General features: G+C 61.2%; 20 protein-coding genes. 8 read left to right on the top strand and 12 right to left on the bottom strand.

Annotated features, from left to right (window positions below; genetic code table 11):
- Positions 1-36: 36 nt before the first annotated feature.
- The 8 genes from K5K89_RS17600 to gloB all read right to left on the bottom strand — a co-directional run bounded on the left by K5K89_RS17600 (position 37) and on the right by gloB (position 13,542).
- Positions 37-3,528 carry a hypothetical protein gene (locus K5K89_RS17600; RefSeq protein WP_222539915.1) on the bottom strand — a complete coding sequence of 1,164 codons (3,492 nt, stop codon included), beginning with the start codon at positions 3,526-3,528 and terminating at the stop codon, positions 37-39.
- Positions 3,529-3,686: 158 nt separating this feature from the next.
- Positions 3,687-5,288: an ABC transporter ATP-binding protein gene (locus K5K89_RS17595; RefSeq protein WP_071490689.1), complete on the bottom strand. Its 1,602-nt coding sequence runs from the start codon at positions 5,286-5,288 to the stop codon at positions 3,687-3,689.
- Position 5,289: 1 nt separating this feature from the next.
- Positions 5,290-6,309: an ABC transporter permease gene (locus K5K89_RS17590; protein WP_071490688.1), complete on the bottom strand. Its 1,020-nt coding sequence runs from the start codon at positions 6,307-6,309 to the stop codon at positions 5,290-5,292.
- 1 nt (position 6,310) lies between these two features.
- Positions 6,311-7,387 (bottom strand): microcin C ABC transporter permease YejB, encoded by a 1,077-nt coding sequence (locus tag K5K89_RS17585; protein WP_025857226.1) that lies wholly within the window; start codon positions 7,385-7,387, stop codon positions 6,311-6,313.
- On the bottom strand, positions 7,388-9,226 hold the full coding sequence (locus tag K5K89_RS17580) for an extracellular solute-binding protein (RefSeq protein ID WP_092248855.1): 1,839 nt from the start codon (positions 9,224-9,226) through the stop codon (positions 7,388-7,390).
- Positions 9,223-11,052: an extracellular solute-binding protein gene (locus K5K89_RS17575; RefSeq protein WP_071490686.1), complete on the bottom strand. Its 1,830-nt coding sequence runs from the start codon at positions 11,050-11,052 to the stop codon at positions 9,223-9,225. The genes K5K89_RS17580 and K5K89_RS17575 overlap by 4 nt, the downstream gene beginning before the upstream one ends.
- Before the next feature lie 208 nt (positions 11,053-11,260).
- Entirely contained in the window at positions 11,261-12,676 is a 1,416-nt protein-coding gene (locus tag K5K89_RS17570) for a lytic transglycosylase domain-containing protein (RefSeq protein ID WP_222539914.1), read from the bottom strand.
- Between the two features lie 98 nt (positions 12,677-12,774).
- Positions 12,775-13,542 (bottom strand): hydroxyacylglutathione hydrolase, encoded by a 768-nt coding sequence (gene gloB / locus K5K89_RS17565; RefSeq protein WP_071490684.1) that lies wholly within the window; start codon positions 13,540-13,542, stop codon positions 12,775-12,777.
- Positions 13,543-13,607: 65 nt separating this feature from the next.
- Between gloB and K5K89_RS17560 the strand changes: the two genes are divergently transcribed.
- From K5K89_RS17560 to K5K89_RS17540, 5 genes are all read left to right on the top strand, one after another.
- A complete protein-coding gene (locus K5K89_RS17560; protein WP_071490683.1) occupies positions 13,608-14,366 on the top strand; it encodes a class I SAM-dependent methyltransferase in 759 nt (252 codons plus the stop codon).
- Between the two features lie 30 nt (positions 14,367-14,396).
- On the top strand, positions 14,397-14,849 hold the full coding sequence (rnhA, locus tag K5K89_RS17555) for a ribonuclease HI (RefSeq protein ID WP_071490682.1): 453 nt from the start codon (positions 14,397-14,399) through the stop codon (positions 14,847-14,849).
- A gap of 70 nt (positions 14,850-14,919) precedes the next feature.
- The gene (gene dnaQ / locus K5K89_RS17550; RefSeq protein WP_165447934.1) at positions 14,920-15,660 is read left to right on the top strand and encodes a DNA polymerase III subunit epsilon; all 741 of its coding nucleotides are present in this window, start codon (positions 14,920-14,922) and stop codon (positions 15,658-15,660) included.
- Positions 15,661-15,864: 204 nt separating this feature from the next.
- The gene (locus tag K5K89_RS17545; RefSeq protein WP_222539913.1) at positions 15,865-18,120 is read left to right on the top strand and encodes an Orn/Lys/Arg decarboxylase N-terminal domain-containing protein; all 2,256 of its coding nucleotides are present in this window, start codon (positions 15,865-15,867) and stop codon (positions 18,118-18,120) included.
- Positions 18,121-18,128: 8 nt separating this feature from the next.
- Complete coding sequence (locus K5K89_RS17540; protein WP_083351445.1) at positions 18,129-18,710, top strand: GNAT family N-acetyltransferase; 582 nt, start codon at positions 18,129-18,131, stop codon at positions 18,708-18,710.
- On the opposite strand, the gene K5K89_RS17535 is transcribed toward K5K89_RS17540, so the two are convergent.
- Complete coding sequence (locus tag K5K89_RS17535) at positions 18,707-19,600, bottom strand: LysR substrate-binding domain-containing protein (protein ID WP_222539912.1); 894 nt, start codon at positions 19,598-19,600, stop codon at positions 18,707-18,709. The two genes, K5K89_RS17540 and K5K89_RS17535, sit on opposite strands and share 4 nt — an antisense overlap.
- A 109-nt stretch (positions 19,601-19,709) precedes the next feature.
- Here K5K89_RS17535 and K5K89_RS17530 point away from each other — a divergent pair, with 109 nt between their 5' ends.
- Positions 19,710-20,054 (top strand): hypothetical protein, encoded by a 345-nt coding sequence (locus K5K89_RS17530; protein ID WP_222539911.1) that lies wholly within the window; start codon positions 19,710-19,712, stop codon positions 20,052-20,054.
- A 61-nt stretch (positions 20,055-20,115) separates the two neighbouring features.
- On the opposite strand, the gene K5K89_RS17525 is transcribed toward K5K89_RS17530, so the two are convergent.
- The gene (locus K5K89_RS17525) at positions 20,116-20,352 is read right to left on the bottom strand and encodes a hypothetical protein (RefSeq protein WP_058426290.1); all 237 of its coding nucleotides are present in this window, start codon (positions 20,350-20,352) and stop codon (positions 20,116-20,118) included.
- A gap of 228 nt (positions 20,353-20,580) precedes the next feature.
- On the opposite strand from K5K89_RS17525, the gene K5K89_RS17520 reads away from it, so the two are divergent.
- A complete protein-coding gene (locus K5K89_RS17520) occupies positions 20,581-21,138 on the top strand; it encodes an NADPH-dependent FMN reductase (RefSeq protein WP_071490677.1) in 558 nt (185 codons plus the stop codon).
- 45 nt (positions 21,139-21,183) lie between these two features.
- Here the strand turns inward: K5K89_RS17520 and poxB are convergent, their stop codons facing one another.
- The gene (gene poxB, locus K5K89_RS17515) at positions 21,184-22,908 is read right to left on the bottom strand and encodes a ubiquinone-dependent pyruvate dehydrogenase (protein WP_071490676.1); all 1,725 of its coding nucleotides are present in this window, start codon (positions 22,906-22,908) and stop codon (positions 21,184-21,186) included.
- Between the two features lie 77 nt (positions 22,909-22,985).
- Positions 22,986-24,218 carry an NADH:flavin oxidoreductase/NADH oxidase family protein gene (locus tag K5K89_RS17510; RefSeq protein WP_071490675.1) on the bottom strand — a complete coding sequence of 411 codons (1,233 nt, stop codon included), beginning with the start codon at positions 24,216-24,218 and terminating at the stop codon, positions 22,986-22,988.
- A gap of 71 nt (positions 24,219-24,289) precedes the next feature.
- Here K5K89_RS17510 and K5K89_RS17505 point away from each other — a divergent pair, with 71 nt between their 5' ends.
- Positions 24,290-24,694 (top strand): MerR family transcriptional regulator, encoded by a 405-nt coding sequence (locus K5K89_RS17505; protein ID WP_071490674.1) that lies wholly within the window; start codon positions 24,290-24,292, stop codon positions 24,692-24,694.
- Positions 24,695-24,713 lie beyond the last annotated feature (19 nt).

The following is a 24,713-nucleotide window of genomic DNA, read 5'->3' as shown; positions in this document are numbered from 1 at the left end:
CTCGCAGCAGTTGAACGGGCAGGCGAGCAGCGTCAGCTAAAAGTCGCCATTATTCAAGCTCCAACGTACCGGCGGTGCACAGCGGCGCAGGTAGTCGGCCCATGGATCGTAACCGGCCACGGCCTCAGCCAGGGTGATCGGCTGCCGGGCCTTTTCACGCAGGGCCTCGCCGTCATGCAGCATATGCCGCTCGACGATCACACTCATCAAGGCGCGGGTGCGTGGTGAGTCGAAGGTGCGCGGCACCCGGCGTCCGAAGAGGTCCGGCTCGGGGATTTCGGCGGGCGCAAGGCTGTCGAGTTGATGGATGGTCAGGTCTGTTGCCGCCGCGGTCAGCGCCACCTCGGCAGGTCGGGTTCCTTGCGCGTAGGCCGGCCAGTCGAAACGCATCCAGGCACCGCTGGCACCGTCCTCGGCCGCCTGCATGACCTGCTCGTAGTCAAGGTCTGGACGTGGACGAACCAACAGGTGCCGGGGAAAAACTTCATAGAACTTTCTGTTGCTGTAATGCGAGACATACATCAGTACACCGAACCGGCCGACGTCGCCGTGCCTCTGGGTGAGACCGAAAAAAAGCACCAGGCCGTATTCCAGGGCTTCACGACTGGGCAGGGTCAGGTGCGACAAGCCGTAACGGAGCGCGGTCCCGTAGGCTTCTTTCAACTGCCCGAGCTTGCGATCAAAGGTGTCGAAATAAAGCCGATTGATCGGAGTGAGCAAGTGGAATTGCCGAGCCAATTCCCGGTATTTGACTCCAGCGTTTGTCGAGTGCCAGCGTTTAGAGGTGACATCCAGGGCACCGGCACTGTGCAGGTCGACGAACGAGTACAGAGGCCCCGTATACACGCCCTCGAAGCGGCCGTCTTCGGAAAACGGCGAATGCTCCGGCAGCCACATCAGTACTGGCTCTTCAAGCAAGGTGTTGTCGGCATACACTCGGCGCAGATCGTCCAGTGCGGTCTGGCGCAAGGTCACCACGGGCTGCGCAAACGTCTCGATGGCAGTGGCCAGGCTGGCACGCTGTCGATTGAGGCCTTCCAGTGCGGTATTGATCGCCAGCACGTCGTAATGCGGTCGAGGGTCCAGCATGCCGTTGACCACGGCCCATTCCAGCACCGGCGGCGTTGCTTCGCTGCTTTCGAGGAAGCGCTTCCAGCTGCCATGTGGCGCCAGCCCGGCCAGGAACATGATCTGCTTGTAAGTCAATTGACGGGAAGACCCCGGCATGACCTTTTCCATATACATGACGTATTGACGATACAGCACCCAGGTCTGGGCGCTCAGGCAAGGCGTGGCGTCGGGTATGTCGCGTACGAGCAAATGTGGACCCTTTTCGCTCAGCAACAGGTGCGCGGCCAGTGCTGCGGGGGCTGGGTGGAGCCCGGCCAGGCTGCTGTCGATGTACTGGCGTATGAACGGCACGTGCTCACCCCAGAAGTAATCGTCGTGCCAGTCGACCAGATTGATCCGGTTCGGGTACGCATCGGGCTCGGGGTCCAGGCTCAGGATCAGCGCTGCCAGTATCAGCGCACTGCGGCTGCCACTTTCCGTGCGCTCGCCGGCGTGGCCGCCATGCCAGTGCAGGGCGCTCGACAAAGCGTCTGCCAGTTGCTGGGCCAAGGGTGTTGCGAGCAGGCGGACCATGAGGAAATCCGCTTCCACCCGTACGTCGGCCACCGACTTGCCGGTGACGATGGGCTGGGCGAGGTACGCGAATAGCGGCACGTCCTGGTCGGCCGTGAAGCGCTCGATGATGCGCATAATCTGCGTGCGCTGGAGCACCGATAGTTTCCAGGCTGAGGGTTGTGAACCAGACAGTGGCTTGAGCGCTCGCCAGTAGTGGCCCTGACGCGCCGGCAGCGGTTGGCTGACGCTCAGTTGTTGCAACGTCAGACGTGCCTCGTGCAGTGTGTGGGGGCGCGCAAGGTGATAGAGCCTCAGTGCCTGGCTGAGCGTCACCTTGAAATGACTGCGCAAGTACCCGCCTGTCTTGGCGGCTACCAGCTTCAGGCGCGACACCACAGGGGCAAGTTCAACATTGCTCATCACTGGGTCGGTCAGGGTTTTCCAGGTGCCGTCCAGGCCATTGGCGCCAACGCTACCCTCGGCAGTGAGCAATACGTGGCTGGCAGGGTCGACGCGTTCCCGGGTGCGGATGGCCAGGAAGTCAGGGTGGTCGGTCAGCACGTGGATCTGGGCGTAGGCTTTTTTAACGGTTGCCTGGAGTGTGTCCGGGTCAACGCTGGCGTCTACCTCAAACCGATCGGCATCATTCAGGTTCCCGCCAGCGATCACCGTCGACAAGGCGTTGCGCAGCACGTGGCGATCATTGAGCAGGCCGATGTACTGCCGATAGCGATACAACTCGCCGAACGACCGGGCACTGTTCAATATCACCGGCACCGCAGGCGCCGGCCAGTCGCGCAGTCGTTGGCTCAGGAGGCTGACCTCCGTCTTGCTGAGCGGGCACTCGATGGCATACGCCTGCAAAGCCCCGGCCATACTGATGCGCTGGTCGGTATAGACATGGCTGCCCAGTTGTTCGCCAAGTGTGGCCAACCGGTTCCAACGCTCATCGGATGCCTTTGACACCAAAGTATTTATTTCGCGCCCGCTGTCCGGGCTCAGCACACACAACACTTGCCGCTGGTAATCGAAGTAAGCGGGCGCGGGGGCGTCGTCCGTGCTGCCCAGGTCGTGGCTATTGATGATCGCCTGCAACAGGCCAGCCGCCTCCTTGAGGTTTCTGGACAATCGCGAATCGGATGTCAGAGACAGCACGGTGCGGTAGATGTCCAGCGCGTCAAAGCTGTTCTCATCCTTGGCCAGCGGTTGCAGGGCCTCTGCCAACTGCCGATAGTCGAGCATCTGCTGGCCCAACTCGGCGTAGCTCATCGACTTGCTGCGCCCGTTATCGTCAAAGCCGGGAAAGCCCTTCAAGGCGTCGAGTTCTTCGACAATGGTCTGCGCCTGCAGGCGGTTGGCAGGCATCGGCAAGCCATGGAATGCCAGCGTCAGGTTCAAGGGGAATGTGCGTACGCCGGTGGGAGGTTCAGGTTCGATATACGGCATGCCCAGCTCTGTCGGGTCCACCAGTTGGCTGATGTAGATGATCGGGTTGGCCAGCGTCCACCAGGCGGACGCGTCGGCCAGGGTGTAGACCCTGGGCTGCCCGTGGGCCGCCACGCTGAGTCGGCTGTTGTGCACGCGTAGCGTGGCCAGATCAAACCCTTGGGCCTTGGCCCAGTCAATGAAGTCTTTCTGATTGATGGCCTTGCAAAAGACTTCGCACCATTGGCCCAACTGCGAATGCTGGACCATTGGCACGGGATGCGTGGGAGGCGGTAATGATTGGTTCGAGGCGATGGCCAGGAGGCGGTTCAAGTGGGCGATCAGGGTTGTGTCGCCTTCGCTGCGCAGGGATTGGCGTTCGTTCAGGTAGCCGATAGAAGGGCTGACACTGAGTGGCAGCGGCGTGTCGCCGGGCAGGCTGTCCCAGGTCAGGGCGAGGGCGTGGATGTCATCCATGAGAGCTGTTCCGGTTGATGAAACCCCGGATGATCAGCCGCGAGGATAGGGCATTTGTAGCAGGTGTTTCCTGCAAGTCCGTGGCTTGCGTCAGCCACGGCGGCAAGGCTCAGGCCTGCGGGCGGCAAGCCTTCTCTCAGATTTTTTTCAAAGTTGTGTCAGGCGGGAACCAGGAAAGCGGCTTCCAGCAACTGGCGGGTATAGGCATGCTGCGGATCCGCAAAGATCGCCTGCGCATCCCCTTGCTCCACCACCTGCCCATGCTTGACCACCATCAACTGGTGACTCAGCGCCTTCACCACCGCCAAGTCATGGCTGATGAACAGGTAGGTCAGGTTGTACTTGGCCTGCAGGCTGCGCAGCAGTTCCACCACCTGGCGTTGCACCGTGCGGTCGAGGGCCGAGGTGGGCTCGTCGAGCAGGATCAGGCGTGGCTTGAGCACCAGCGCGCGGGCGATGGCAATGCGTTGTCGCTGCCCGCCGGAGAACTCGTGGGGGTAGCGATGCCGGGATTCCGGGTCCAGGCCCACTTCCTTGAGCGCCGCGATAATCGCCGCTTCCTGTTCGGCCGGCGTGCCCATCTTGTGGATGCGCAAGCCTTCGCCGACGATCTCGCTGACGCACATGCGCGGGCTCAGGCTGCCGAACGGGTCCTGGAACACCACCTGCATTTCCCGGCGCAACGGGCGTACCTGTTGTTGGCTGAGCTTGTCCAGTTGCTGGCCTTCGAAACGAATACCGCCCTTGCTCGCGATCAACCGCAGGATCGCCAGGCCCAGGGTGGACTTGCCCGAGCCGCTTTCACCGACGATGCCCAGCGTCTGCCCTTGTGGCAGGCTGAAGTTGATACCGTCCACCGCCTTGACGTAGTCAACGGTGTTGCGCAAAAAGCCCTTCTTGATCGGGAACCACACTTTCAGGTCATCGACCTCCAGCAACGGTGGGCCAACATCGTTGGTCGCCGGGCCGCCGCTGGGTTCTGCCGCCAACAACTCCTGGGTGTACGGGTGCCGGGGTGACTGGAACAGCGTCTCGCACTCCGCCTGCTCGACGATGCAACCCTTTTGCATCACGCACACGCGGTGGGCAATCCGGCGCACCAGGTTGAGGTCATGGCTGATCAGCAACAGCGCCATGCCCAGGCGCGCCTGCAGTTCCTTGAGCAATTCCAGGATCTTCAATTGCACCGTCACGTCGAGCGCCGTGGTCGGCTCATCGGCGATCAGCAATTCGGGCTCATTGGCCAGGGCCATGGCGATCATCACCCGCTGGCGCTGACCGCCGGACAGTTCATGGGGCAGGGCCTTGAGGCGCTTGTGCGGCTCGGGAATACCCACCAGCTCCAGCAGCTCCAGGGTGCGCTGGGTGGCGACCTTGCCTTGCAACCCTTTGTGCAGGCCCAGCACTTCGTTGATCTGCTTCTCGATGGTGTGCAGCGGGTTCAAGGAGGTCATCGGCTCCTGGAAGATCATCGCAATGCGGTTGCCGCGAATGTGGCGGATGGTTTTTTCCTTGAGGGTCAGCAGGTCCTGGCCGGCATACTCGATGGTGCCGGAGGGATGGCGTGCCAGTGGGTAGGGCAGCAGGCGCAGGATCGAGTGGGCGGTCACCGATTTGCCCGAGCCGCTTTCACCCACCAGTGCGATGGTTTCACCGCGCTTGATATCGAAGCTGACATGGTTCACCACGCGGTGGTGGTGTTCGCCCGTGACGAACTCGACGCAGAGGTCGCGGATTTCGATCAGATTGTCCTGATTCATCTCATTTCCTCGGGTCGAAGGCATCGCGAGCGGACTCGCCGATAAACACCAGCAAACTCAACATGATCGCCAGCACGGCAAAGGCACTCATGCCCAGCCACGGCGCTTGCAGGTTGGATTTGCCCTGGGCCACCAGTTCACCCAGCGACGGCGAGCCGGCGGGCAAACCGAAGCCGAGGAAGTCCAGGGCGGTAAGCGTACCGATGGCGCCGGTGAGAATGAACGGCATGAAGGTCATGGTCGACACCATCGCGTTGGGCAAAATATGGCGGAACATGATCGCGCCGTTCTGCATGCCCAGCGCCCGCGCCGCCCGCACATATTCCAGGTTACGCCCACGCAGGAACTCGGCGCGCACCACGTCCACCAGGCTCATCCACGAGAACAGCAGCATGATCCCCAGCAGCCACCAGAAGTTGGGCTGCACGAAACTGGCGAGGATGATCAGCAGGTACAGCACCGGCAACCCGGACCAGATCTCCAGGAAACGCTGCCCGGCCAGGTCGACCCAGCCGCCATAGAAGCCCTGTAGGGCCCCGGCGATCACGCCGATGATCGAGCTGAGCACGGTGAGGGTCAGGGCAAACAGCACCGACACGCGGAAGCCGTAGATGACCCGCGCCAGCACGTCGCGGCCCTGGTCATCGGTGCCCAGCAGGTTGACGCTGGAAGGCGGCGCGGGGGCCGGCACCTTGAGGTCGTAGTTGATGCTCTGGTAGCTGAACGGGATCGGCGCCCACAACGTCCAGGCGTCCTTGGACTTGAGCAGTTCCTGGATGTACGGGCTCTTGTAGTTGGCCTCCAGAGGGAATTCGCCGCCGAATGTGGTCTCCGGGTAGCGCTTGAGCGCCGGGAAGTACCAGCCGCCGTCGTAGTGCACGGCCAGGGGTTTGTCGTTGGCGATCAGCTCGGCGCCCAGGCTCAGCACGAACAGGATCAGGAACAGCCACAGCGACCACCAGCCACGCTTGTTGGCCTTGAACCGTTCGAACCGGCGGCGATTGAGGGGGGACAGGTTCATCTCAATGCTCCCGGCTGGCAAAGTCGATCCGCGGATCGACCAGGGTGTAGGTGAGGTCGCCGATCAGCTTCACGATCAACCCCAGCAGGGTGAAGATGAACAGCGTGCCGAACACCACCGGGTAGTCGCGGTTGATCGCCGCTTCAAAGCTCATCAGGCCCAGGCCGTCGAGGGAGAAGATCACTTCCACCAGCAATGAGCCGGTGAAGAAGATCCCGATGAAGGCCGAGGGGAAACCGGCGATCACCAGCAGCATCGCGTTGCGGAACACGTGGCCGTAGAGCACGCGGTGGTTGGTCAGGCCCTTGGCTTTGGCGGTGATCACATACTGCTTGTTGATCTCGTCAAGGAAGCTGTTCTTGGTCAGCAGGGTCATGGTGGCGAAGTTGCCGATCACCAGGGCCGTGATGGGCAGCGCGAGGTGCCAGAAGTAATCGAGGATCTTGCCGCCCCAGCTCAGTTCATCGAAGTTGTTGGAGGTGAGCCCGCGCAGGGGGAACCAGTCCAGGTAACTGCCGCCGGCAAACACCACGATCAGCAGGATCGCAAACAGAAACGCCGGGATCGCGTAGCCGACGATGATCGCCGAGCTGGTCCACACGTCGAAGTGGCTGCCGTGCCGCGTGGCCTTGGCGATCCCCAGGGGGATCGACACCAGGTACATGATCAGCGTGCTCCATAACCCGAGGGAAATGGACACCGGCATCTTTTCCTTGATCAGGTCGATGACCTTGGCGTCACGGAAGAAGCTGTCGCCAAAATCCAGCTGGGCGTAGTTCTTGACCATGATCCACAGACGTTCCGGCGCCGACTTGTCGAAGCCGTACATCTTCTCGATTTCCTTGATCAGCGCCGGGTCCAGGCCCTGGGCGCCGCGGTAGCTGCTGGAGCCGGCCACCGACACCTCGGCGCCGCCGCCGGCAATGCGGCTGGTGGCGCCTTCAAAACCCTCCAGTTTGGCAATCATCTGTTCCACTGGGCCACCGGGGGCGGCCTGGATGATGACGAAGTTGATCAGCAGGATCCCGAACAGCGTCGGAATAATCAGCAACAGGCGGCGAAAGATATAGGCCAGCATTTAATCGCCTCCGCTCGCCGGATCGGCGCTGGTGTTGGTGTCCGGGATGACGGCCGGTTTGACGTCGGGCTTGGCCCACCAGGTGGCCGTGCCGACGTCGTATCGCGGTGGGACTTTCGGGTGGCCCAGGTGATCCCAGTACGCCACGCGGAAAGTCTTGATGTGCCAGTTGGGGATCACGTAATAGCCAAATTGCAACACGCGGTCCAGGGCCTTGGCATGGGCCACCAGGCTTTTGCGCGAATCGGCGTCGATCAACTCTTCCACCAACTGGTCGATGGCCGGGTCCTTGAGACCCATGTAGTTGCGGCTGCCGGGTTTGTCGGCGCTGGAAGACTTCCAGAATTCCCGTTGTTCGTTACCCGGTGAAGTGGACTGCGGGAAGCTGCCCACCAGCATGTCGAAGTCCCGCGAACGGATACGGTTGATAAACTGCGACACGTCAACCCGACGAATCACCAGGTCGATGCCCAGGTCGGCCAGGTTGCGCTTGAACGGCAGCAGGATGCGTTCGAATTCGGTCTGGGCCAGCAGGAATTCGATGGTCACCGGTTTGCCGGTGGTGTCGACCATCTTGTCATCGACGATGCGCCAGCCGGCTTCTTGCAGCAGTTGGTAGGCTTCGCGTTGCTGGGCGCGGATCATGCCGCTGCCGTCGGTCCTGGAGGGTTCGAAGGCCTGGGTGAAGACTTCGGGCGGGATCTTGTCGCGCAGGGGCTCGAGAATCGCCAGTTCATCCGGGCCGGGCAGGCCGGTGGCGGCCATTTCCGAGTTTTCGAAGTAACTGCGCGTACGCGTATAGGCGCCGTTGAACAGTTGCTTGTTGCTCCACTCGAAGTCCAGCAACAGGCTGATGGCCTTGCGCACGCGCACATCCTGGAACATCGGCTTGCGCATGTTGAACACAAACCCCTGCATCCCGGTGGGGTTACCGTTGGGGATTTCTTCCTTGATCAGCCGGCCCTGGGCGACAGCGGGGATGTTGTAGGCGTTGGCCCAGTTCTTCGCGCTGAATTCCAGCCAGTAGTCGAACTGCCCAGCCTTCAAGGCTTCCAGGGACACGGTGCTGTCGCGGTAGTAATCGGTGATGCGGTTGTCGAAGTTGTAGAAACCCTTAGTGATCGGCAGGTCCTTGGCCCAGTAATCCTTGACCCGCTCGTAGCGGATCATGCGTCCGGCCTTGACCTCGGCGACCTTGTACGGCCCGCTGCCCAGCGGTATTTCCAGATTGCCCCTGGCGAAGTCGCGGGTGGCCCACCAATGCTTGGGCAATACCGGCAGTTGTCCGAGGATCAGCGGCAATTCGCGGTTGTTGGTGCGCTTGAACTTGAACAGAACCTTGAGCGGGTCTTCGGCGATGACTTCGTCGACGTCGGCGTAATAAGTGCGGTAGATCGGCGAACCTTCCTTGATCAGTTCCTGGAAGGTAAATACCACGTCCTCGGCGCGGATCGGGTGACCATCATGGAAGCGCGCTTCCGGGCGCAGGTAGAAGCGCACCCAGCTGTTGTCCGGGGCTTTTTCGATCTTGCCAGCCACCAGGCCGTATTCGGTGATGGGCTCGTCCAGGCTTTGCATGGCCAGGGTGTCATAGATCAGGCCCAGATTGTCGGCCGGTACACCTTTGCTGATATAGGGGTTGAGGCTGTCGAAGCCGCCCATGGCCGACTCGCGGAACGTGCCGCCCTTGGGCGCGTCCGGGTTGACATAGTCGAAGTGCTTGAAGTCGGCGGGGTATTTCGGCGGTTCGTTGTACAGCGTCAACGCATGTTGCGGGGCGGCTTGGGCCGCAGTGCACAGCAGCAGGCTGCCGAGCAGGGCAGTACGCAAAGATATCATTGGGCTTTCTCCGAAGCTTTCAGCCACCACGCGCTCAGGCCCAGGTTGTAGGGCGGCGTGGTGACAAAGGCGAACCGGTTGCGGTACGCCAGGCGATGATAGTTGAGGTACCAGTTGGGAATACTGTAGTGCTGCCACAGCAGCACCCGGTCGAGGGCACGGCCGGCGGCCAGTTGCTCTTCGCGGGTCTTGGCGGCCAGCAGTTGCTCCAGCAGGTGGTCGACAATCGGGTTGTTGATGCCTGCGTAGTTCTTGCTGCCCTTGATCGCAGCCTGGCTGGAGTGGAAGTACTGCCACTGCTCAAGGCCCGGACTCAAGGTCTGGTTGAGGGTGATCAGGATCATGTCGAAGTCGAATTGGTCCAGGCGCTGCTTGTACTGGGCACGGTCGACGGTACGCAGGCGCGCGTCGACGCCGATGCTGATCAGGTTCTCGACATAGGGCTGCAGGATGCGCTCCAGGTTCGGGTTGACCAGCAGAATCTCGAAACGCAGCGGCTGGCCATCCTTGTTGACCAGGCGTTGTCCGGACAGCTTCCAGCCAGCCTCGCCGAGCAGGGCCAGCGCGCGGCGCATAGTCTCGCGGGGGATGCCGCGCCCGTCGGTCTGGGGCAGGCTGAAGGCTTGCGTGAACAGGTTGGCCGGCAACTGCTCGCGGTAGGGCGAGAGCATCAGCCATTCACGGCCGGTGGGTACGCCGGTGGCGGCGAATTCGCTGTTGGGGTAGTAGCTCAAGGTGCGCTTGTACGCGCTGCTGAACAGGGTGCGGTTGGTCCACTCAAAGTCGAACATCAGCCCCAGGGCTTCGCGCACCTTGGTCTGGCTGAACGTGGGCCGCCGCGTGTTCATGAACAGACCCTGGCTCTGTGTCGGGATTTGGTGGGCGATCTGCGCCTTGATCACGTCACCCCGGTTCACCGCCGGGAAGTTGTAGCCATTGGCCCAGTTCTTGGCCTGGTGCTCGATGTAGATATCGAATTCACCGGCCTTGAAGGCTTCGAAGGCCACATCGCTGTCGCGGTAAAACTCCACCTCGACTTTGTCATAGTTATAGAAGCCCTGGTTGACCGGCAGGTCCTTGCCCCAGTAGTCCTTGACACGTTCGAACACCAGTTGCCGTCCGGGCGTGACCTTGCTGATGCGGTAGGGGCCGCTGCCCAGGGGTGGTTCGAAGGTGGTGGCCTTGAAGTCGCGGTTTTTCCAGTAGTGCTGGGGCAATACCGGCAACTCGCCCAGGCGCAGGATCAGCAAGGGGTTGCCGGCACGCTTGAACACAAAGCGGATGCGGTGGCGGTTGAGGATATCCACCCGCGCCACTTCCTGCAGGTTGGTGCGGTATTGCGGGTGCCCTTCGGTCAGCAAGGTGCGATAGGAAAACGCCACGTCATACGCCGTGATCGGCTTGCCATCGTGAAAGCGCGCTTCGGGACGCAGGTTGAACACCACCCAACTGCGGTCCTCGCTGTACTCCACCGATTGGGCGATCAGCCCATAGCTGGAGGTGGGTTCATCGCCGGAGGGCGCGTACAGACCGGTGCCGACCATCAAGGGCTCATTCAGCTCGTTGACGCCATATTGCAGGAAGTTCGGCGTGGAAACCGGGCTGGAGCCCTTGAAGGTATAGGGGTTGAGGGTGTCGAAAGTGCCAAAGGCCATGACCCGCAATGTCCCGCCTTTCGGCGCTGCAGGGTTTACCCAATCGAAGTGGGTGAATTTGGCCGGGTACTTGAGGCTGCCGAACTGCGCATAACCGTGGCTCTCGGTAATCGTCGCGTTCGCTGCAAAGCTCAAGGCCAGACTTATTAGTAGAAGGAGGGGACGCTTCAAGTCAGAGATCCGATCCAGGCGGCTTGGGCTTTATGATGGGTACAGTAACAGCTTGTTCCGGTGGGAAAAAGCCAGTCGGCTGATGCAGGGCCAATGTGGGAGGGGGCTTGCCCCGATAGCAATGCATCAGCCAACAGATTCATTGGCTGGCTTACCGCTATCGGGGGCAAGCCCCCTCCCACATGGGGGCCCCATTGTTCCAGAGGCCTTAGCGTGGCCCGGAGACCACCAGCATCTGCCCAGGCTTCAGGGCCTGGCCGGTACGCGGGTTCCAGCGCTTGAGGTGTTGCATCTCGACATTGAAGCGCTTGGCGACGATGTACAGCGAGTCGCCTTTCTTGACCTTGTATTGCACCGGTTTCTTGCTGTCGGCCTTGGCCACCAGCTTGCGCGTGTCCTGCATTACCAGGGTCTGGCCGACCTTGAGGGCCTGGCCGTTGAGCTTGTTCCAGCGTTGCAGGTCATGTACGTCGACCTTGTTGGCCTTGGCGATCAGCGTCAGGTTGTCGCCGGTGCGTACCTTGTAGCTGCGAGTACGCCCGGCCACCCGTGCGGTCTCGACCTCGTCGAACACCTGCTTTTTCGGACGCATTGCCAGCAATTCTTCAGGCTTCATCGTCGAAAGGGTGCTGGTCAGCAGTTGCGCCTTGGAACTGGGCACCAGCAAATGCTGCGGGCCGTCCAGGGTAGTGCGTTGTTTCAGCGCCGGGTTGAGCTGGAACAGTTCGTCTTCGTCGATCTCGGCCAGCGCGGCAACCCGTGACAGGTCCATGCTCTGCTTGACTTCCACCACTTCGAAGTAAGGTTGGTTGGCAATCGGGTTCAGGTTGACGCCGTAGGCCTCGGGTGCCAGCACCACCTGGGACAGCGCCAGGAACTTGGGCACGTAGTCCTTGGTTTCCTGGGGCAGCGGCAGGTTCCAGTAGTCGGTCGGCAGGCCGAGCTTCTCGTTGCGCTCGATGGCCCGGCTCACCGTGCCTTCGCCGGCGTTATAGGCGGCCAGGGCCAGCAGCCAGTCGCCGTTGAACATGTCATGCAGGCGGGTCAGGTAGTCGAGTGCGGCGGTGGTGGAGGCGGTGATGTCGCGACGGCCATCGTAGGCACGGGTCTGGCGCAGGTTGAAGTAGCGCCCGGTGGAGGGGATGAACTGCCACAGGCCGACCGCATCGCTGCGCGAATAGGCCATCGGATTGTAGGCACTTTCAATCACTGGCAGCAGCGCCAGCTCCAGGGGCATGTTGCGTTCTTCAAGACGTTCGACGATGTAGTGAATGTAGAGGCTGCCGCGTTCTCCGGCATTCTCCAGGAAGGACGGGTTGCTGGCGAACCACAGGCGCTGTTGCTCGATACGCGGGTTGACACCTAGACCGTCCTGCAGTTGAAAGCCCCGGCGCATGCGTTCCCAAACATCCTGGGGAACGTCGGGAGCCGGTTTTTCTGAAAGCCAGATGACGGGTTTCTGTTTGATTTTGGCGGTGAGGTTTGGCTTGGGTTGCACGGTGGATTGTGCGCTGAAATTGCTTGATTGGCAGCCCGCCAGTGTGGCGGACACAGCCACCGCCACAGCTTGAGCCAGGCGGGTCAATGCGTCTGAATGGTTGGATTTACGAATAGATGACGACATTGGCTGGAAGTAAGTTCCGGGCAAAAATGTCGGGCGATTCTAGAAACCCGTTGGGTTCCGGTCAACCATTCAGAAATTGCGTATCAGATTGCTTCCCTTTAGAACTTATCTTTCCAAGCCCTCAAGCTAGCAAACACCTCGGCCCCAGAGCGGTTGTCACGGCCATTCCGTTCGTCCGCTTTTTGTTTAACGGATGTTTCAGAGGTGCGCAGAAAGGGGTTGGTCAGCTTTTCCAGGGCCAGGTTGGAAGGCAGCGTGATCTCGCCTCTGGCCCGCAGTTGGCGTACGTTCTCCACTCGTTCGGCTATATCGGTGTTGTCCGGTTCCACAGCTTGAGCGAACTTGAGGTTACTCTGCGTGTATTCGTGGGTGCAGTACACCAGGGTATCGGCGGGCAGGGCGGCCAGGCGCTCGAGGGAGCTGTGCATCTGTTCCGGTGTGCCTTCGAACAGGCGCCCGCAACCGGCGGCGAACAGGGTGTCGCCACACAACAGCACGCCCGGGTGATAAAAGGCGATATGGCCCAGGGTGTGGCCGGGAACGCTATAGATGTCGAAGTCCAGGCCGAGTACCGTAATGCGGTCGTTATCGTGCAACGCCACGTCCCGCGCCGGGATTTTCTCGTTGGCCGGGCCGTAGACCTTGGCGTCGGTCTCACGCTTGAGTTGTTCGACACCGCCGACGTGATCGTGGTGATGGTGGGTAATCAGGATGTCGCTGAGGCTCCAGCCAGGGTTCTGCTCGAGCCAGGCCAGCACGGGCGCGGCATCGCCGGGGTCGACCACGGCGCAGCGTTGGGTGCGAGGGTCCTGTAACAACCAGATGTAGTTATCGGTGAAGGCGGGCAGGGCACTGATCTGTATCATTCTTCGATTCGCCAAGCTGAACACATTGGTGCATCTTAGAACGTCTAGGCGAGTTGGAGAATGCAATGACTGATAAAGCGTTCGCCCAGGCCGATCCTGAGTGGCTGGCCCTGATCGGCGCGGCCCGCGAGTGGCTGTCCGGTCCCATCGGGCAATTTCTGCTGGACGAAGAACGGCGCATGCTCGAAGACGAGCTGGGCCGGTTCTTTGGTGGCTATCTGGTGCACTACGGCCCCTCGGCCGAAACGCCGCCCTGCGCGCCGCAGGTGCAACGTAATGTTCGCCTGGGTGCACCGTTGCCAGGTGTGGAGATCGTGTGCGAGGAACAGGCCTGGCCGTTGAGCGAGCATGCTGCCGATGTGGTGGTGCTGCAGCACGGGCTGGATTTCTGCCTGTCGCCCCATGGCTTGCTGCGCGAGGCGGCGAGCAGCGTACGGCCCGGTGGCCATTTGCTGATCGTGGGGATCAACCCCTGGAGCAGTTGGGGCCTGCGTCATGTGTTCGCCCATGACGGCCTGCGCCAGGCGCGCTGCATCTCGCCGCAACGGGTGGGCGACTGGCTGAACCTGCTGGGCTTCGCGCTGGAGAAACGCCGCTTCGGGTGCTATCGTCCGCCGCTTGCGTCGACCAAGTGGCAGGGCCGCCTGGCCGGCTGGGAACGCCGGGCCGGCGCCTGGCAATTGTCCGGTGGCGGCTTTTACCTGCTGGTGGCGCGCAAGATCGCGGTCGGGCTGCGCCCGTTGCAGCAGGTGCGCCGCGAGCCGATGGGCAAGCTGGTGCCATTGCCGATGGCCAAGGTCAACCGCAAGCAAAGCGATGCGTAATCCTCTTTTTGAATTGATACCGAGCAACCGATGACCGATAGCGTAGAACTCTTCACCGATGGCGCCTGCAAGGGCAACCCGGGCCCCGGCGGCTGGGGCGCGTTGCTGGTGTGCAAAGGCGTGGAGAAGGAGTTGTGGGGCGGTGAGGCCAACACCACCAACAACCGCATGGAGCTGATGGGCGCCATTCGTGGCCTGGAAGAACTCAAGCGCCGCTGCAATGTGCTGCTGGTGACCGACTCGCAATACGTGATGAAGGGCATCAACGAGTGGATGGCCAACTGGAAGAAGCGCGGGTGGAAAACCGCCGCCAAGGAACCGGTGAAAAATGCCGACCTGTGGCAATTGCTCGATGAGCAATGCAATCGCCATGACATCACCTGGAAATGGGTACGCGGTCATATTGGCCATCCCGGCAACGAACGTGCTGACCAGTTGGCCAACCGTGGCGTGGATGAAGTGCGGGGCTACAAGCAGAGTTGAAGGCGACTCACGTGGTAACATCGCGCCCTTTGAAATACACCAAACCGTTGAGAGCTGAACCCTGATGGCCATCCGATCTGTTGTACTCGATACCGAAACCACCGGCATGCCGGTGACCGACGGTCACCGGATCATTGAAATCGGCTGTGTCGAATTGATGGGGCGCCGCCTGACCGGCCGTCACTTCCACGTCTACCTGCAACCGGACCGCGACAGTGACGAAGGCGCAATCGCCGTCCACGGCATCACTGACGAATTTCTCAAGGGCAAGCCGCGCTTCGCCGAAGTCGCCGATGAGTTCTTCGAATTCATCAACGGTGCCCAGTTGATCATCCATAACGCGGCGTTTGACGTCGGCTTCATCAATAACGAGTTTGCCCTGATGGGGCAGACTGATCGCGCGGACATTTCCCGGCACTGCTCGATCCTCGATACCTTGATGATGGCCCGTGAGCGCCACCCGGGTCAGCGCAACAGCCTCGACGCCCTGTGCAAACGTTATGGCGTCGACAACTCCGGCCGTGAGCTCCACGGCGCCTTGCTCGACTCCGAGATTCTCGCTGACGTCTACCTGACCATGACCGGCGGGCAGACCAGCCTGTCCCTGGCGGGCAACGCCTCCGATGGCAGCGGCTCGGCGGAAGGCTCGGGCAACCGTCCTTCGGAAATCCGCCGACTGCCGGCTGATCGCAAACCCACGACGATCATCCGCGCCAGCGAACAGGACCTCGCGGAACACGCGGCCCGGTTGGAAGCGATCGCCAAATCGGCGGGCGCGCCGGCATTGTGGACCCAACTGACCCAGCAATAACCCCTGGATGAACTCGATTGAAACTGTGGGAGGGGGCTTGCTCCCGATAGCGGCAGGCCAGTCGAAACCTGTGTTGACTGATGTACCGTTATCGCAGGCAAGCCCCCTCCCACAATTGATTTCAATTGCCTGTCAATCTTCATTCGCGTCATGGCCGCCAAGCTTCTACCCTTGAGTGCATAGCCCTCAGGACGACAAGCACACATGTATAAAGACCTGAAGTTTCCCGTCCTGATCGTGCACCGCGACATCAAGGCCGACACCGTTGCCGGTGACCGGGTCCGAGGCATCGCCCGGGAGTTGGAGCAAGAGGGCTTTTCTATATTTTCCGCGGTGGACTACGCCGAAGGCAGGCTGGTGGCGTCTACCCATCATGGCTTGGCGTGCATGTTGATCGCCGCCGAAGGTGCTGGCGAAAACACCCACCTTCTACAGAACATGGTCGAGCTGATCCGCTTGGCGCGGCTGCGGGCGCCCAACCTGCCGATCTTCGCCCTGGGCGAGCAAGTCACCCTGGAAAACGCGCCTGCCGACGCCATGAGCGAACTCAACCAGTTGCGCGGCATCCTGTATCTGTTCGAAGACACCGTGCCGTTTCTCGCCCGGCAAGTCGCCCGTGCGGCGCGTACGTATCTGGATGGTCTGTTGCCGCCGTTCTTCAAGGCGTTGGTGCAGCACACGGCTGATTCGAACTATTCCTGGCACACACCGGGCCATGGCGGCGGTGTGGCCTATCGCAAAAGCCCGGTGGGGCAAGCGTTCCACCAGTTCTTCGGGGAAAACACACTGCGCTCGGATCTATCGGTCTCGGTGCCCGAGCTGGGTTCGCTGCTGGATCACACCGGGCCGCTGGCCGAAGCCGAAGCCCGTGCTGCGCGTAACTTTGGCGCCGACCATACGTTCTTCGTCATCAACGGCACCTCCACCGCCAACAAAATCGTCTGGCATTCCATGGTCGGGCGCGATGACTTGGTGCTGGTGGACCGCAATTGTCACAAGTCGGTGCTGCATTCGATCATCATGACCGGCGCCGTCCCGCTGTACCTGTGCCCGGAGCGCAATGAACTGGGGATCATCGGTCCGATTCCCCTGAGCGAGTTCAGCCCCGAGTCGATCCGCGCCAAGATCGACGCCAGTCCCTTGACCCGTGGTCGCCCGCCGAAAGTGAAGATGGCGGTGGTCACCAATTCCACCTACGACGGCCTGTGCTACAACGCCGAGCTGATCAAACAGCAATTGGGTAACAGCGTCGAGGTGCTGCATTTTGACGAGGCCTGGTACGCCTACGCAGCGTTTCATGAGTTCTTCGCCGGGCGCTACGGCATGGGCACCTCGCGCACGGCGGACAGCCCGCTGGTGTTTACCACTCACTCCACCCACAAACTGCTGGCAGCTTTCAGCCAGGCTTCGATGATCCATGTGCAGGACGGCGGTGCCCGCCAACTGGACCGTGACCGTTTCAACGAGGCGTTCATGATGCATATCTCCACATCGCCGCAATACAGCATCATTGCCTCCCTGGACGTGGCTTCGGCAATGATGGAAGGCCCGGCCGGGCGTTCGCTGTTGCAGGAGATGTTTGATGAGGCGCTGAGCTTCCGCCGCGCCCTGGCCAATCTGCGCCAGCATATCGCCGCCGAGGACTGGTGGTTTTCCATCTGGCAGCCACCGTCGGTGGCGGGGATCGACAAGGTCGCCACCGCCGATTGGTTATTGCATCCCCAGGATGACTGGCATGGCTTCGGTGATGTAGCCGAGGACTATGTGCTGCTGGACCCGATCAAAGTAACCCTGGTAATGCCCGGTCTCAATGCCGGCGGTGCCTTGAGCGATTGCGGGATCCCGGCGGCGGTGGTCAGCAAGTTCCTCTGGGAGCGCGGCCTAGTAGTGGAAAAGACCGGGCTGTATTCTTTCCTCGTGCTGTTCTCCATGGGCATTACCAAAGGTAAATGGAGTACCTTGCTCACCGAATTGCTGGAATTCAAGCGCAGCTACGACGCCAATATCAGCCTGGCCAGTTGTTTGCCATCGGTGTTTGCCCAAGGGCCGACGCGCTACCAAAGCCTGGGCTTGCGCGACCTGTGTGACCAGTTGCACAGCTGTTATCGCAGCAACGCAACGGCCAGGCATTTGAAGCGCATGTACACCGTATTGCCGGAAATCGCGATGAAGCCCGCCGACGCCTACGACCAATTGGTGAGGGGCGAAGTGGAGGCGGTTTCCATCGACGCCTTGCCAGGACGCATCGCAGCCGTGATGCTGGTGCCTTATCCGCCCGGCATTCCGTTGATCATGCCGGGCGAGCGCTTTACCGAGTCGACGCGCTCGATCATCGACTACCTGGCGTTTGCCCGGACGTTCGATAGCAGTTTCCCCGGTTTTGTCGCCGATGTTCATGGGTTGCAACACGAGGATGATGGCAGCGGTCGTTGTTACACCGTCGATTGCATCAAGGGTTAAGGATGTTTATGCAGGCTGTAATGAACCCGAAGTATCCCGGACTCAGTGTGCGGGTCGCAGATGAAGGCTTTGATGCCTATGTGTGGGGCAATGACTTCAGCTTTGAGGTCAGCGCCTACGGTGAGCCGCAGATGGGCAAGCGGGTCGATCAATGGCCCGTGGAGCGTATCTTGCCGTACCGCAAGTGCTACGGCATTGACCCTGAGGAGTTCGCCAGTTTCCGTGACGCGCCCGACAGTGCGATCTTCATGGCCTACCTGGACGACCGGGCGGTGGGGCACATCGTGGTCAGCACCAACTGGAACGGCTTTGCCCATGTCGACGAGTTGGCGGTGGCCTTGCCTGCGCGACGCCACGGAGTAGCCAAGGCGTTGCTGGATGTGGCGCAGTTCTGGAGCCGCAAGAAAAACCTGCCCGGCATGATGCTCGAAACCCAGAACAACAACCTCGGTGCCTGCCGCTTGTACGAGCGTTGCGGCTATGTGATGGGCGGCATCGACCATCTGCGCTATCGCGGTATCGACCCGCAGACCCGTGAAGTGGCGATATTCTGGTATCGGTTGTTCAAGAGCGAAGCCGGCAACGCTTAACCCGCCAACAAACCCTCGGCCTTCTGCGTCACGATCTCCAGCAGCGCATTCAGCGCCGGGGAGGTCGGGCCATCCTTGAGGGTCAGCGCATACAGGCTGATCATGATCGGCGGCGACACCGGGCACGCATCCAGCCCGGCCTCGCGGGCGCCGAACGCGGTGAACGGGTCGACCACCGCCAGGCCTTCGCCTGCTTCCACCATGCTGCGCATCATCTGGTAGGTCTGCACCCGCGTCTGCACCACCGGCAGCGGGCGCAAGGCTTGCAGCTTGGCGTCCAGCAGGCGGCTGAGCGGGTCCTGGCCCTCCAGGCCGATCATCGATTGTCCGGCGAGGTCCTGCAGCGCAATGTACTTCTGCTTGGGTTTGAGCCAACCATGGGGTGCCAGCAGTTGCAGCTTGCCCTGGGCGAGTACGGTGCAGTGGATCTGCGGGTGCTCCGGGTCATGCAGGCTCAAACCCACGTCGGCTTCGTGCAGCAGCAGGCTCCTGATGATCTCCCGGGTGGTTTGGCTCGACAGGTTGCAGGGCGTGTCCTGGAAGCGTCGGCGCAGCACCGCAATACTGTGCGGCAACAGCTGATTGGCCAGCGGCGGTGTGCAGAGCACGCGCAGGGCAGGGGCATGATGGTTTTTCAGGCGGCTGGCCAGGCGTTGCACCGGCTCCAGGGCCTCATACACATGGGCAATTTCCGCCTGCAGTTCCAGGGTTTCCCGGGTAGCCTGCAAACGCCCGCGCACACTGGCGAACAACATGAAGCCGAGCTGTTGCTCGGCGTCCTTGAGCGCCGCGTCCACATCGCCCACGGGAAGTTGCAACCACTCGGCGGCCGTGCCGAGGTGTCCGGTCTGCAAGATGGCCTGAATCACTTCGATATGACGTAAACGCATCGCCGGAGTCTATGTGCAGCGAGCCGGGTATTCAATAGAATGGCTGCGCTGATCATTAACGACCAAAGCCGGCTGCCGGCATTAACAACAAAAACAGGTCTGGTCTCACATGCCTCTACCCTCGATATTCCTCGGGGTAACGGTCAAGCAACTGCTGGTCCTGGTGACCGTAGGGTGCGTGGCTGCTTATCTCTTCAACAGTCAAAACGAAACCGCGCCGGAAAACCTGGTACTTGAAGCGTTTATCCGTTCCCAGGAACAGGTCATCGAACAGGTGGGGGCGGTGTTGGGTATTGAACTGGTCAGGCAGGTGGTGGCGTACCCAGGCTACAACACGGCGGGCTACCAGCGTTCCATGTTCGCGGTGGAGGGTGAGCGGGGGCGATTGGTGGTGACCGTGAAGAAGGTCGAGGGCGAGCAGGGCATTGAAGTCACCGAGATCCGTCGCCCGTGATCACCCCAGCCCAGTCAACGCCGTCAATGGCCAGGACTGAGCAGGTGGATAAGGCGGGATCTTATGACGCGAGGGTGGTTTGCGATTCGCGCACGAGAATGGTGCCCGATTGGATCAGCTTGAATTCGTCGCCTTCCAGTTTCTCTACACGGTCGCCAATGGCCAGCTTGTAGGTAATGGTAGGTGCCGAGCCAGCCAGGTCGCCTTGCGCCGGGTTGGATTCCTGGAACTCATGCACCGAATACACGCGTCCTTCTGCGTCTCTGGCATGAAACTGTCCGACTAATACTGCTGCCATCTGTTTAGAACCTCTGGAGATAAACACTCGATTTGCGGTTCTGTAGACCGTCATGGAGCTGGGTAGTTTACTTACGGAATAAAAATACTATTCGCCGATGTTTTAAGATGCTTCCTACATGATGCTGCGCAATGCAAGTGCCCGCAGGATTATCAAAAACCTTTTGGTGAACCCGTCGCGAAGACTTTATAACTACAAGCTCCTTTAGTCAGACGTCGGGAAACCCCAATGAGCAAGGTCTACACCATCGCCGTCGTGGTCGGCAGCTTGAGAAAAGACTCGATCAACCGCAAGGTCGCCCTGGCATTGGCTGAACTGGCCCCTGCCAACCTGAAGTTGAACATTGTGGAAATTGGCGATTTGCCGCTCTACAACGAAGACATTGACGGAGCATCACCGCCGGCAGCCTACAGTACTTTCCGCAAACAGGTGAGCTCATCCGACGCGGTGTTATTCGTGACCCCGGAATACAACCGCTCCGTCCCGGCCCCGTTGAAGAACGCCATCGACGTGGGTTCCCGGCCGTACGGGCAGAGTGCCTGGAGTGGCAAGCCGGGGGCGATCATCAGCGTATCGCCGGGTGCGATTGGCGGGTTTGGCGCCAACCATCACCTGCGCCAGTCCCTGGTATTCCTCGATGTGCCGTGCATGCAGCAGCCGGAGGCCTACCTGGGCGGCGCGGGCAGTGTGTTCGATGAGGCGGGCAAGGTGTCCGAGAAGACCAGACCGTTCCTGCAGGCCTTCATCGATGCCTACGGTAAATGGGTCGAAAAACAGCTCGCTTGATCGGGCAATCAGGTCCAGCAGTGGGAGCAAGCTCCCACGTTGGGTTCAGCGCAGCCAGTTGGTGCGTGCCAGTTCGATCACCTCATCGCCACGCCCACTCATCACCGCCTTGAGCATGTACAGGCTGAACCCCTTGGCCTGTTCCAGCTTGATCGTCGGCGGCATCACCAATTCCTGAGTGGCGGTGACCACATCCACCAGCACCGGGCCGTCATGGGCCAGGGCGCGGCGCAGGGCCGGTTCCAGGTCTTCGGATTGCTCCACGCGAATGCCGAGGATGCCCATGGCGTTGGACATGGCGGCGAAATCCGGGTTTTTCAGCTCGGTGCCGGCGTCCAGGTAGCCCGCCGCCTTCATTTCCATGGCGACAAAGCCCAGGGACGAGTTATCGAATACGATGACTTTGACTGGCAGCTTCAGTTGCGCCAGCGAAATAAAATCGCCCATCAGCATGGCGAAACCGCCGTCACCCGACATCGAGATCACCTGGCGATTCGGGAATGCCGCCTGCGCGCCAATGGCCTGGGGCATGGCATTGGCCATCGAACCATGGTTGAACGAACCGATCAGGCGGCGCTTGCCGTTCATCTTCAAATAGCGCGCTGCCCACACGGTGGGAGAGCCGACATCGGCGGTGAAGATCGCATCGTCATCCGCCAACTCACTGAGCAGGCGTGCCACGTACTGTGGGTGAATCGGCCGGTTGGCTTTCGACGGCTGGGCCAGGTCGTCCAGCCCTTGACGGGCTTTTTCATAATGCTTCAAGGACGTTTCGAGAAAGCTGCGATCAGTCTTGCGCGTTAACCTTGGCAGCAGCGCAGCGACGGTTTCGCTGACGTCGGCGGCGATACCCAGGTCCAGCGTGGCACGTCGACCGAGTGCCTGTGGGTTGCGGTCGACCTGGATGATCTTGGCGTCGGTGGGGTAGAACTGGCGGTAAGGGAAATCGGTGCCGAGCATGATCAGCGTGTCGCAGTCGAGCATGGCGTGGTAGCCGGAGCTGAAACCGATCAGGCCGGTCATGCCGACGTCGAACGGGTTATCCCACTCCACATGCTCCTTGCCACGTAGCGCGTGTACCACGGGGGCGCCCAGTGCGTCGGCGAGGGCGACCACTTGATCATGGGCTCCGGCACACCCGCTGCCGCACAGCAGGGTGACCTTGCGGCTGTTTTCGAGGATATCGGTGAGGCGTTGCAGGTCCTGTTCCGCTGGCAGCGTACGTGGTGCATGCAGGGCGGGCCACGGCTTGAGTTTGTCCTCGACCTCCAGCAGCGATACATCGCCCGGTATTACCACCACGGCCACGCCGCGATTGAGGATCGCCGAACGCATGGCGCGATGCAGTACCTGGGGCATCTGCTCGGGGTTGGTGACCAGCTCGATAAAGTGGCTGCATTCCTTGAACAGTTCCTGGGGATGGGTTTCCTGGAAGTAGTTCAGGCCAATCTCTGAAGATGGAATTTGCGCGGCAATCGCCAGCACTGGCACATGGTTGCGATGGCAGTCGAACAGCCCGTTGATCAAATGCAGGTTGCCCGGCCCGCAACTGCCAGCGCACACCGTCAGCTCGCCAGTAGCAGCCGCTTCGGCGCCGGCGGCGAACGCCGCCACTTCTTCGTGGCGCACGTGCATCCACTCGATGCTGTCCATGGTGCGCAGCGCGTCGGTGAGGCCGTTGAGGCTGTCGCCGGTCAGGCCCCAGATGCGCTTGATGCCCGCCTGTTCAAGGGTGGTCGCCAATTGCTGGGCCAGGTTGATTTTCGCCATGAAGAACTCCAATCGTCAGTGAGGTTAAAAACTGCTGATCAATAGGGGACAGTTCGATCACGGCGAATGCTCCGCCTTTAATGTGAAGATTGCGTCATGGCCGCGCGATATTGCCGGGTGCGCCGGGCCAGAAACCATTGGTCACGCACCAGCGCCATGCAAGGTGCGACGTGGGCCTTGGGCAGATGGCCGCGGCTGAGGCGGCGCATCTGGTAGCGCACCACGGCGAGAATGGCCAGGGATGCCAGGGGCTTGCGCTTCCAGTCGATGGGTTTGAGTTGCGGGTTGGGGTCGCGGCCTTCGCGCCAGTGCTGGATCAGTTGCGGTTCCAGCGTCAGGGCGGTGGCGATGCCGGCCATGGCGATACCGCTGTCGAGCACTTGTTGCACGATGGGCAGGCGACGGATGCCGCCGGTGACCATCACGGGCATCTGGGCAATGGCGGCGACTTCGCTGGCGAATTCAAGGAAATACGCCTCCCGGGCCAGGGTCCGGCCGTCCCGTGCTTCGCCTTGCATGGCCGGTGCTTCATAGCTGCCGCCGGACAATTCCAGCAGGTCGATGGACAGCGGATTGAGCATCTCGACCACGGCGCGTGCATCCGCTTCTTCGAACCCACCGCGCTGGAAATCAGCGGAGTTGAGTTTGACCGACACACAAAACGACGGGCTGACACCGTCGCGTACCGCACGGATCACGTCCAGGAGCAGGCGTGCACGGTTCTCCAGTGAACCGCCCCAGCGATCCGTCCGTTGGTTGCTCAACGGCGACAGGAATTGGCTGAGCAAGTAGCCGTGTGCACCGTGGATCTGTACGCCGGTAAAACCGGCTTTCTCGGCCAGGCGGGCGCTGGTGGCGAAGCGCTGGATCACGTCCTGGATGTCGGCCTCGGTCATGGCCTTGGGCGTGGCAAACATCTTTGAGAAACCGCCGAGGTCGAGCGCCACGGCGGACGGTGCAATGGCCTGCTGGCGCAGGTTGGCGGGTGTCTGGCGCCCAGGATGGCTGAGTTGCACCCAGAAGTGCACGTTCTTGCGCCGCGCCACGTCGGCCCATTCGCGAAAGCGCTGCAGTTGCTGCTCGTCCTCAAGGGCAACGCCGCCGGGGCCGGTCATGGCGCGGCGGTCGACCATCACGTTGCCGCTGATCAACAGGCCCGGCTCGCCATCGGCCCAGGCCGTGTAGAGCTGCTTCAGCTCGGGGGAGGGCGCTTGCCGGGCGTCCGCCATGTTCTCTTCCATCGCCGCCTTGGCGATACGGTTGGAAAGGACTTGGCCATTGGGCAGTTGCAGAGTTTCAAAGGGCGACATGAGTTGACTCCTGAGCAGGGGAGGCCTCAGGCTAAGCTTAAAGGTAACTTTAAGGTCAAGCAGGTAGTTCGATGAATATTGGAGAACTGGCAAAACAGAGTGGGCTGGCGGCGTCGCGTATCCGGTTCTATGAGGCGCAGGGCCTGATCAGCCAAGTGGGGCGGCAGGCCAACGGCTATCGACGCTATGCACCCGAAGCATTGCAGACCCTGCAATTGATCCAGAGCGCGCAGCAGGCCGGGTTCACCTTGCAGGAACTCAAGGCGTTGATGCCCGCGCCAGGGGAGCACAAGCGTGAGGCGTTGCTCGAAGCGCTGGAGCGCAAGGTGGAGCAGATTGAAGCCATGCAGGCGCAGTTGGCCCACAGCAAGGCGCAACTACTGGGTGTGATCGAGGCAGTGCAGGCGCAGCCGGAAGGGGTGCCGTGTTCGATGGGGCAGAAGCAGGTGCTGGCGTCGATCAAATCCAACCCATGAAAAAACCCTGGCATGCCAG

Origin of the sequence: Pseudomonas sp. DR208, from assembly GCF_019823005.1 — a bacterium.
Classification (GTDB): domain Bacteria; phylum Pseudomonadota; class Gammaproteobacteria; order Pseudomonadales; family Pseudomonadaceae; genus Aquipseudomonas; species Aquipseudomonas extremorientalis.
The sequence above is the reverse complement of the archived record's forward strand: the minus strand, read 5'-3'. Positions and strand labels throughout refer to the sequence as shown.

Bases quoted from the DNA above. Each gene is read 5' to 3' on its own strand.
- K5K89_RS17600 (WP_222539915.1), bottom strand. From the start codon at position 3,528: ATGGATGACATCCACGCCCTCGCCCTGACCTGGGACAGCCTGCCCGGC.
- K5K89_RS17595 (WP_071490689.1), bottom strand. From the start codon at position 5,288: ATGAATCAGGACAATCTGATCGAAATCCGCGACCTCTGCGTCGAGTTC.
- K5K89_RS17590 (WP_071490688.1), bottom strand. From the start codon at position 6,309: ATGAACCTGTCCCCCCTCAATCGCCGCCGGTTCGAACGGTTCAAGGCC.
- K5K89_RS17585 (WP_025857226.1), bottom strand. From the start codon at position 7,387: ATGCTGGCCTATATCTTTCGCCGCCTGTTGCTGATTATTCCGACGCTG.
- K5K89_RS17580 (WP_092248855.1), bottom strand. From the start codon at position 9,226: ATGATATCTTTGCGTACTGCCCTGCTCGGCAGCCTGCTGCTGTGCACT.
- K5K89_RS17570 (WP_222539914.1), bottom strand. From the start codon at position 12,676: ATGTCGTCATCTATTCGTAAATCCAACCATTCAGACGCATTGACCCGC.
- gloB (WP_071490684.1), bottom strand. From the start codon at position 13,542: ATGATACAGATCAGTGCCCTGCCCGCCTTCACCGATAACTACATCTGG.
- K5K89_RS17560 (WP_071490683.1), top strand. From the start codon at position 13,608: ATGACTGATAAAGCGTTCGCCCAGGCCGATCCTGAGTGGCTGGCCCTG.
- rnhA (WP_071490682.1), top strand. From the start codon at position 14,397: ATGACCGATAGCGTAGAACTCTTCACCGATGGCGCCTGCAAGGGCAAC.
- K5K89_RS17545 (WP_222539913.1), top strand. From the start codon at position 15,865: ATGTATAAAGACCTGAAGTTTCCCGTCCTGATCGTGCACCGCGACATC.
- K5K89_RS17540 (WP_083351445.1), top strand. From the start codon at position 18,129: ATGCAGGCTGTAATGAACCCGAAGTATCCCGGACTCAGTGTGCGGGTC.
- K5K89_RS17535 (WP_222539912.1), bottom strand. From the start codon at position 19,600: ATGCGTTTACGTCATATCGAAGTGATTCAGGCCATCTTGCAGACCGGA.
- K5K89_RS17530 (WP_222539911.1), top strand. From the start codon at position 19,710: ATGCCTCTACCCTCGATATTCCTCGGGGTAACGGTCAAGCAACTGCTG.
- K5K89_RS17525 (WP_058426290.1), bottom strand. From the start codon at position 20,352: ATGGCAGCAGTATTAGTCGGACAGTTTCATGCCAGAGACGCAGAAGGA.
- K5K89_RS17520 (WP_071490677.1), top strand. From the start codon at position 20,581: ATGAGCAAGGTCTACACCATCGCCGTCGTGGTCGGCAGCTTGAGAAAA.
- poxB (WP_071490676.1), bottom strand. From the start codon at position 22,908: ATGGCGAAAATCAACCTGGCCCAGCAATTGGCGACCACCCTTGAACAG.
- K5K89_RS17510 (WP_071490675.1), bottom strand. From the start codon at position 24,218: ATGTCGCCCTTTGAAACTCTGCAACTGCCCAATGGCCAAGTCCTTTCC.
- K5K89_RS17505 (WP_071490674.1), top strand. From the start codon at position 24,290: ATGAATATTGGAGAACTGGCAAAACAGAGTGGGCTGGCGGCGTCGCGT.